Genomic DNA, 7,738 nt, shown 5'->3' with positions numbered 1-7,738 from the left:
GATATTGATGGAGACGGCATCTGCTACCGGACCCTGCCCGGTACCAACCACCCAGCAGCTGCCTATTTTACCCGGGGTACCGGTCACAATCAGGCTGCAGCCTACAGTGAACGCCCTGAAGACTGGTCTGCCAATCTGGTTCGTTTGGCTAAAAAGCATGATCATGCCCGTACACTGATTCCGGCACCAATTATTGTTCATAACGGTACTGCAGAAGTCGGATTGATTGCCTATGGCACCAGTGATCCTGCCCTGCAGGAGGCGCGGGATCTGTTGCAGGCAGAGGGCATACCAAGCTCCTACCTACGGCTGCGTGCCTTACCGCTGGAGAGCCAGCTGACAGCATTCATCAAAAAACATAAGCGGTTGTATGTTGTTGAAAATAATCTGGATGGCCAGATGCGGGCATTGATCCAACTGCACGCCCCTGCGGATGCTGACCGGATCATCTCCATTGCCAAGTGTGATGGACTTCCTCTGACCGCACGCTGGATTTGTGAAGCAATTAAGGCCTATGAAGCAAAGGAGCAGCCATGATAACAACCGCCACCACTCCAACACCGGCTGTTAACCGTATCGGCCTGAGCAGGGCGGATTATACCGGTGCCAGCTCAACACTCTGCAACGGCTGCGGCCACTATGCCATTGCCAATGTCATCATTGATGCAGTCTACAGCCTTGGTCTTGATCCGACCAGGATTGCCAAGATCAGCGGTATCGGCTGTTCCAGCAAGAGCCCGGCCTACTTTTTGGGACGTTCCCACAGTATCAACAGCCTGCATGGGAGGATGCCGTCAATTGCCACCGGCGCAACCACCGTCAACAGAGAGCTGATTGCCCTTGGTGTCAGCGGCGACGGTGATACCGGCTCCATCGGTCTGGGCCAGTTCAAGCACCTGTTGCGCCGCAATGTGGATATGGTCTACCTGATCGAAAATAACGGCGTCTATGGTTTAACCAAAGGGCAGCTTTCTGCAACCGCTGATCTGGGACAGAAGCAGAAACATGGCGGTCTAAACGAAATTCCGCCGATTGATCTCTGTCTTGAAGCGATCATTGCCGGTTGCGGCTTTGTTGCTCAATCCTTTGCCGGAGATCCTAAACAGCTGCAGACGCTGATCAAGGCGGCATTTTCCCACCGTGGCACTGCGGTGCTGAATATCATCAGCCCCTGCGTCAGCTTCAACAACGGTGAAGGTTCAACCAAGAGTTATGTCTGGGGTAGGGAACATGAGCTGCCGCTGCATGAAATAAACTTTATTCCGTTGGAACATGACCAGATTCAGGCAGTGTATGAGCCTGGCACAATCAGGGATGTGACGCTGCATGACGGTTCCATCATCCGCCTGAAAAAGACTGATCAGGAGTATGACCCAACTGATCGGATGGCTGCCATCAGCTTGTTGGAGCAAGGGCGGGCCAGCCAGTTGTTTACCACCGGGCTGCTGTATATCAATGAAGAGCGAAAAACCGTTGTTGAGCGTGAAAAACTGGTTGCTACACCACTGGTGCATCTGCCCGACTCGACATTACGTCCACCGCCAGCAGCGCTGGATAAGATGATGGCTGAATATCTGTAATATAACGGTATGTAGCCGCAAAAGAACGCAAGGAAATAAAGGAAAATTGACCGGTTAACCTGGAAAAAACAGTTGTCCACGAAGGACTCGAAGAAAAACCAAGAAAAACAAATTCTTCAAGTCAAAACTGTTGCAACCTTTTGGGTGAATCATTTGTTTCTTGTTACTTATTGAATCTTAGTGCTCTTCGTGGATATGAATTGCCGTTTTTAGGGTTGATTGTTTTAGGTAAAAACTCTTTGAGATCTTTGCGTTCTCTAGCGGCCAACAGCTCTTTCTGGTTCTTATAAGCCACTATCCTAACAACTGCCGCGCAGCGGTCTGGACCGGGTCCCAGACCGGTGAAAAAGGCGGGGCATAGGACAGGTCCAGATCAACAATCTGCTGGACGGTCATGCCTGCGGTCAGTGCCGTTGCCAGTACATCTATCCGCTTGGCAGCCCCTTCCAAACCAACAATCTGGCCACCCAGCAGCCGTCCAGTCCCCAGTTCAGCCAGCAGTTTGACCATGATCCAGCCAGCACCGGGGTAGTAACCGGCCCGTGTCTTGGTCTTGGTGGTCGCTGTTTTGTACTGCAATCCGAGCCCGGTTATCTCCCGCTCCATCAGGCCGGTACGGGCCACCTCATACTTGCAGATCTTGCTGACTGCAGTACCTACCACACCGGGAAAGGTGGCATACCCGCCAGCAAGGTTAGTGCCGGCCACTGTGCCCTGCTTGTTGGCAACGGTACCCAGGGCAACATGAAACGGTTTGCGGCTGACCAGATGGAAGCTCTCGGCACAATCTCCGGCAGCCCAGATATTTGGAGCAGAGGTCTGCTGGCGTGGATTGACCCGGATGGAACCTTTTTCACCAAGCAGGATACCTGCATCTTTAGCAAGGCCGGTGTTGGGGCGGGTACCCAGTCCTACAATCACCAGGTCTGCCGGAATAGTGCGTTGATCAGTCACCACGCCGGTTACCATTCCATTACTCTGTTCGTAACCGGTCAGGGATTCATGCAGGTAGAGCGTTACCCCGATCTCCCGCAGAGCCTCGGAAACCAGTTGGCCTATATCCGGGTCCAGGGTACCCATTACCTGCTCCCCTTTTTCAATCAGGCTTACCTGCAGACCCTGCCGCACCAGTGCCTCAGCCATCTCCAGACCAATATAGCCACCGCCTACCACCACCGCCTTGCGGGGAAGATGTTTATCCATAAATTCATATACTTTTATGCCACTTGCTAAAGTGGATAGTGAGAAAATGCCATCGGCGTTACTATCTTCCAGTTGAGGGAAAATAGCCTGGGCGCCGGTGGTGATCAGCAGCTGGTCATAGGGTTCCCATGCTTCATTGTTGCTGATCAGATCTTTCACCCGTACCCGCTGTGCAGTCGGGTCAAGCTCCAGCACTTCATGTTGTACACGGACATCAATGTTGAATTTCTCACGGAATTTTTCCGGTGAACGGGCCACCAGCTTATCGGCACTGTCGATCAGACCGGCAATAAAGTAGGGCATGCCGCAGGCAGAGTAGGAGGTGTGGGGCGATCGTTCAAATACCACGATCTCCCGCTCTGGCTTCTGGCGACGTACTTTTGAAGCTGCGCTCATGCCTGCTGCATCTCCACCGATTACCATCAGACGTCCTGTTGTCATGGTTTAACTCCGTTCAAATACTGGTCTGTTCAGGTGAATACATAATCTGCGCATTTATATGCATTGCACCGCTTTTATTCTAGCAGTCTGTTTTTTAAGGGTATCCTCACTATCTAAAAAAATAAAGCATTGTTTTATATGATGAAAATGAAATCAGCTGCCTTGCTAATCATGTTTCTTGCTCTATAGTTGTGACCAAGGCGCATCCGTTTGTTTTACGAGCAAAGGAGTATGAGCATGGCTATCAAAAAAGAGCTGCTTGATGAACTGCGTCAACGGCGGGTCGAGGCGTTGGCCGGTGGTGGCGCAGAAAAGATGAAAAAGCGCCATGCTGAAGGCCGTCTGGGCGCCCGTGAGAGGGTAGAATTGCTGTTTGACCGTGATTCTTTCAGTGAGTACGGTATGCATGTTAATCATGCCTGCCATATGCCTGACTTTGTTGACAAATGTATGCCGGGTGACGGGGTTGTGACCGGTACCGGTAATGTGGATGGCCGCCCGGTGGCAATCTACAGCCAGGATTTTACCGTGGGTGGTGGCGCTCTGGGGCAGATGCATGCCAAGAAGATCAAAGATATCATGACCATTGCCTGTGAAACCGGTATCCCGGTGGTGGCGATTAATGATTCAGGCGGCGCCCGGATTCAAGAGGCGATCCATAGCCTGTCCGGTTATGGTCAGGTCTTTTACCAGAATGTAGCGGCTTCCGGGGTGGTACCGCAGATAGCTATTGTTGCCGGACCCTGCGCCGGTGGCGCTGCCTACAGTCCGGCCCTGATGGATTTTCTGATTCAGACCCGTACCCATTCCAGCATGTTCATCTGCGGGCCTGAGGTGATCAAGGCCGCCACCGGTCAGGTTGCGCCGATTGAGCAGTACGGCTCTGCCGAGGCCCATGCCAGTGTCAGTGGTAATATCCATTTTATTGCTGAAGATGACCGTCATGCCATCCAGATTGCCCAGCAGCTGATCAGCTTCCTGCCACTGAACAACCTGCAGGACCCGCCCCATGCCATCCCCACGGAAGTGGTTCTTGAACATGATGAGGGAATGAATGAACTGGTGCCTGATGATCCAAAGGTCGGCTTTGATGTCTATACCGTAATTGGCCGTCTGATGGATCCAGGGCAGTGGCTTGAGGTGCAGCGTGACTTTGCCCGCAACATAGTGATCGGTTTCGGGCGGATCAACGGTATGGTGGTGGGGATTGTTGCCAACCAGCCAGCCTACAAGGCAGGCTGTCTGGATATTGACAGTTCAGACAAGGCAGCCCGTTTTATCCGCTTTTGCAACGCCTTTAACGTGCCGCTGATCAATCTGGTGGATGTCCCCGGCTTTATGCCCGGCCTGGCCCAGGAACGGGGCGGCATTATCCGCCACGGCGCCAAGATGCTGTTCGCCTATGCCGCTGCCACGGTGCCCAAGATCACCGTGATCATGCGCAAGGCATACGGTGGTGCCTATCTGGCCATGTGTTCCAAGGATATGGGTGCTGACTTCATCTTTGCCTGGCCCTGTGCCGAGATCGCGGTAATGGGAGCTGAAAGTGCGGCACGGATCATCTACAAAAAGGAGATCGAAGCTGCGCCGGATCGAAGCAAGAAAGCGGCTGAGCTGATTCGTTTCTATCGTGAACATTTTGCCACACCGTATCAGGCAGCCTCCCGTGATATGGTGACCGACGTGATCGAACCCTCTGAAACGCGGACACGGGTTGCTCAGGCCTTGCGGATATCGCTGACCAAGCGGGTGACGAGGCCAGCCAAGAAGCACGGCCTGATACCGCTGTAACGCAGTTTTTAGCAAGGCGCTAATGGTCCTTAAAACTGTTATTACCGCAGAGGTTGCAGAGGAAAACAGAGGAAAATCAAAAAAACAATAAAATGAGTTAACCCTTTCCTTTTGGTTAAACGGAGTAGCTCTATAAATGCTTGTTTTTACCCTGCGAACCTCTGCATCCTCTGTGGTGAATTGCTTTTTGCAGGTTAATTTATCAGGAGCAATTATGTCATCACCAACAGAACAGCCCGCTACCACTGTCCTTCAAAATCCGGCAATCTTTAAGGTGCTGCCTGATGGTACGGTGCTCTACAAGACCTGGCAGCATGCTGAAGCTGCCCGGCAGCAGCAGAAGGCAGGCAGTCAACCGGGAGCAACTGTTAAAAAACTATCTCAGGTAAAGTATGGTGAAAGTTACCTGTCCAAGGATGGTCAGGCTGTTCCCTACACCCTGGGGGGGCTGGTTGAATTTCAGTTTACCGGCTTGATTGTGGTGATTGTGGTGCTGGCAGGCTTAAGCCTGATCTGTTCGGCCATTGGACGGCTGCTTAAAAAGCTGGAGGGCGATGCAACAGTTCCTGCTTCGACACCGGTGGCGTCATCGCAGGCTGCTCCTGTCATATCCGGGATGCACCCGGGCTTGACTGATCAGCAACTGGTGGTTCTGCTGACAGCCGCAGCCAGCGAGAAGCTGGGTGGCCCGGTTCGGGTGGAGAAGTTTAAACCGCTGACCGCAAAAGATCTGAACTGGGCAGCACAAGGGCGCAGTGTTCTACAGTCGCATCGTCTGAAATAGACTTTCTGAAAGGAAGCATGTCACCATGAAAAAACTGAGGATTACCCTGGAAGGCAAGGCCTACGAAGTGACGGTGGAGCTGTTGGAAGATACCGGCCCTGCGCCTATAGTCCGTAGCTCCTCTGTTCAAGCTCCGTTGGTGCAGCCAGTTGCAACAGTGCCGGTGGCTGAGGGCTGCACTACGGTTATCTGCCCCATGGTCGGGCTGGTCTTTAAATGTCTGGTCAAGCCGGGTGACGTGGTATCAGCTAATCAGACAGTGATTGTACTGGATGCCATGAAGATGGAGACCCCGGTTGTTTCACCAACAAGTGGCACCGTGCTAACCGTGCTGGTCAAAGAAGGCGATGCGGTGGATGAAGGACAGTGCCTGATGCAGATTGAGGGGTAACCTGCAATGTCAAACGTCCTGAATGAAGTCATGCAGATGTTTATCCATGACACCGGGTTCCAGTATATTACCGGACCGATGCTGATCATGTGGGCCATCTGCGGGTTGTTGTTGTATCTGGCTATTAAAAAACAGTATGAACCCTTACTGCTATTGCCAATCGCCTTTGGTGCATTAATGGCCAACCTGCCTACACGCGCCCTGTATGATGGGGGCTGGACCATTGACGGCATGTTCTATCCCACAGCAGGTCTGTATTACTACATCAGCCAGGGGATCCATCTTGAGCTTTTTCCGCCAATCATCTTTCTGGGGGTAGGGGCCTTGACTGACTTTGGTCCGCTGATCGCCAACCCGCGTACCCTGCTACTGGGGGGGGCTGCTCAGATCGGGGTCTTTGCAACCATGTTCTGTGCGGTGGCATTTGGTATTTTTACGCTGGGCGAAGCAGCCTCCATCGGTATTATCGGGGGCGCTGACGGCCCCACCTCGATCTTTCTGGCAAACAAGCTGGCGCCGCACCTGATCGGACCGATTGCCGTGGCAGCGTACACCTATATGAGTCTGGTGCCTTTGATTCAGCCGCCGATCATGAGGGCCTTGACCACCGATGCAGAGCGCAGGATCAGGATGAAGAGCCTGCGCAGGGTCAGCAAGCTGGAACGACTGGTGTTTCCGCTGGTGGTAATGGTGCTCTGCATTATGGTGGTGCCGGATGCCTCGGCCCTGGTGGCCATGCTGATGCTGGGTAATGTGCTGCGGGAATCAGGGGTGGTGGATCGTCTGGTCAAGACCTGTCAGAACGAGATCATCAATGTCACCACCATCTTCCTTGGTACGGCGGTGGGAATGACCATGCAGGCCGAGATATTTCTACGCTCAACCACGCTGGTAATCATCGCCATGGGTGTGATTGCATTCGGTGTTTCAACGGCTGGCGGGGTGGTGATGGCAAAGATCATGAACAAGTTATCGCCCAGCAATCCGGTAAATCCGTTGATCGGTTCTGCCGGGGTATCTGCCGTACCGATGGCAGCCAGGGTAAGCCAGACTGTGGGGAGTGAGTATGATCCTCAGAACTATCTGCTGATGCATGCCATGGGGCCCAATGTGGCAGGGGTGATTGGCACTGCTGTTGCCGCCGGTTACATGATCAGCCGCTTGTCGGGACACTGAAACGTGAGGAGTTTACTGTGATGCTTTCCCTGTTGGTGCTTGTCTTTGTTGTTGCCTATGCCGCCATTGCCCTTGAACATCCCTTAAAGGTTAATAAATCAGCATCTGCCCTACTTGGTGCAGGTCTGCTCTGGACCATCTACGCCGTGGCCAGTGGTGACCATGTTTTGGTGGGGAACCAGTTAAACGAATCCCTGGCAGCTACGGCCCAGATTGTTTTTTTTCTGATGGGGGCTATGACCATTGTTGAGGTGGTGGATGCCCATAACGGGTTTGAGGTGATTACCGCCCGCATCCGCACCACCAAGCTCTCATCACTGCTTTGGCTGGTGGGTTTTGTCACTTTTTTTCTCAGTTCAGTACTGGACAATT

Annotated in this window: 6 protein-coding genes and 2 pseudogenes; 7 read left to right on the top strand and 1 reads right to left on the bottom strand. The window is 53.0% G+C overall.

Annotation, left to right across the window (positions count from 1 at the left end; translation table 11 throughout):
- Together OEL57_RS11430 and OEL57_RS11425 are read left to right on the top strand one after the other, a co-directional pair.
- A pseudogene (locus OEL57_RS11430) lies at positions 1-537 on the top strand (2-oxoacid:acceptor oxidoreductase subunit alpha); the annotation flags it as partial.
- Positions 534-1,580: a 2-oxoacid:ferredoxin oxidoreductase subunit beta gene (locus OEL57_RS11425; RefSeq protein WP_300740662.1), complete on the top strand. Its 1,047-nt coding sequence runs from the start codon at positions 534-536 to the stop codon at positions 1,578-1,580. The pseudogene OEL57_RS11430 and the gene OEL57_RS11425, both read left to right, overlap by 4 nt.
- A 294-nt stretch (positions 1,581-1,874) precedes the next feature.
- Here OEL57_RS11425 and OEL57_RS11420 read toward each other — a convergent pair whose 3' ends face one another.
- Positions 1,875-3,224, bottom strand: a complete 1,350-nt coding sequence (locus OEL57_RS11420; protein WP_300740661.1) for an FAD-dependent oxidoreductase — start codon at positions 3,222-3,224, stop codon at positions 1,875-1,877.
- A gap of 237 nt (positions 3,225-3,461) precedes the next feature.
- Between OEL57_RS11420 and OEL57_RS11415 the strand changes: the two genes are divergently transcribed.
- From OEL57_RS11415 to OEL57_RS11395, 5 genes and pseudogenes are all read left to right on the top strand, one after another.
- The gene (locus OEL57_RS11415; RefSeq protein WP_300740660.1) at positions 3,462-5,015 is read left to right on the top strand and encodes an acyl-CoA carboxylase subunit beta; all 1,554 of its coding nucleotides are present in this window, start codon (positions 3,462-3,464) and stop codon (positions 5,013-5,015) included.
- A 214-nt stretch (positions 5,016-5,229) separates the two neighbouring features.
- Positions 5,230-5,799, top strand: coding sequence for an OadG family protein (locus OEL57_RS11410; protein ID WP_300740659.1), 570 nt, complete (start codon positions 5,230-5,232; stop codon positions 5,797-5,799).
- Between the two features lie 25 nt (positions 5,800-5,824).
- Entirely contained in the window at positions 5,825-6,190 is a 366-nt protein-coding gene (locus tag OEL57_RS11405; protein ID WP_300740658.1) for a biotin/lipoyl-containing protein, read from the top strand.
- A 6-nt stretch (positions 6,191-6,196) separates the two neighbouring features.
- Entirely contained in the window at positions 6,197-7,366 is a 1,170-nt protein-coding gene (locus OEL57_RS11400) for a sodium ion-translocating decarboxylase subunit beta (protein ID WP_300740657.1), read from the top strand.
- A gap of 20 nt (positions 7,367-7,386) precedes the next feature.
- Positions 7,387-7,738: pseudogene (locus OEL57_RS11395) on the top strand (sodium:proton antiporter); the annotation flags it as partial.

Origin of the sequence: Trichlorobacter sp., from assembly GCF_030247655.1 — a bacterium.
Taxonomy (GTDB): domain Bacteria; phylum Desulfobacterota; class Desulfuromonadia; order Geobacterales; family Pseudopelobacteraceae; genus Trichlorobacter.
Note: the sequence above shows the minus strand (reverse complement) of the source record. Positions and strands in the feature narration are given on the sequence as shown.

Bases quoted from the DNA above. Each gene is read 5' to 3' on its own strand.
- OEL57_RS11425 (WP_300740662.1), top strand. From the start codon at position 534: ATGATAACAACCGCCACCACTCCAACACCGGCTGTTAACCGTATCGGC.
- OEL57_RS11420 (WP_300740661.1), bottom strand. From the start codon at position 3,224: ATGACAACAGGACGTCTGATGGTAATCGGTGGAGATGCAGCAGGCATG.
- OEL57_RS11415 (WP_300740660.1), top strand. From the start codon at position 3,462: ATGGCTATCAAAAAAGAGCTGCTTGATGAACTGCGTCAACGGCGGGTC.
- OEL57_RS11410 (WP_300740659.1), top strand. From the start codon at position 5,230: ATGTCATCACCAACAGAACAGCCCGCTACCACTGTCCTTCAAAATCCG.
- OEL57_RS11405 (WP_300740658.1), top strand. From the start codon at position 5,825: ATGAAAAAACTGAGGATTACCCTGGAAGGCAAGGCCTACGAAGTGACG.
- OEL57_RS11400 (WP_300740657.1), top strand. From the start codon at position 6,197: ATGTCAAACGTCCTGAATGAAGTCATGCAGATGTTTATCCATGACACC.